Consider the following 653-nt stretch of genomic DNA (forward strand, 5'->3'; position numbering starts at 1 on the left):
CCCCTCCGACGAGATCCCCAAGGGCTTCGAGCACCCCGACCAGGGCATCGCCATCGGCCTCGACGAGGCCGCCCTCGCCCCCGTCTACCTCAACTTCGAAACGGACCCCTTCCTCCTCGTCCTCGGCGACACCGAATCCGGCAAGACCGCCACGATCCGGCTCCTCGTCAAACAGCTCACCGAGTACTACCAACCCGACGAGGCCAAGTTCGCCGTCTGCGACTTCCGCCGCACCCTGCTGGAGACAGTCCCCGACGACTACCTCGTCGAGTACGCGCCCCTCGCCGCCGCCCTCGAAGCCCAGGCCGACGGCATCCGCCAACTCATGGAGAAGCGCGCCCCTCAGGCCGACATCACGCCCCAGCAGCTCCGCGACCGCAGCTGGTGGTCCGGCCCCCGTCTCTTTGTGGTCGTCGACGACTTCGACCTCGTCGCCACCTCCGCCGGCAACCCGCTCGACCAACTCGTCGAGCATCTCCCCTACGCCCGCGACATCGGCATCCGCTTCATCATCGCCCGCAACACCGCCGGCGCCTCCCGCGCGATGTACGAACCCTTCCTCACCCGCATGAAGGAACTCGGCGCCCAAGGCATCGTCCTCTCCGGCGACCCCTCCGAGTCCGACCTCATAGGCAACGTCACCCCCCGCCCCC

General features: G+C 68.5%; 1 protein-coding gene. It reads left to right on the forward strand.

Translation table 11 applies throughout. The features are described 5' to 3' along the window. Window positions 1–653 (forward strand): FtsK/SpoIIIE domain-containing protein (locus FNX44_RS27455; RefSeq protein ID WP_267129501.1); only part of this gene is annotated, 653 nt, incomplete at both ends.

Source organism: Streptomyces alkaliterrae, assembly GCF_007097205.2.
GTDB lineage: Bacteria > Actinomycetota > Actinomycetes > Streptomycetales > Streptomycetaceae > Streptomyces > Streptomyces alkaliterrae.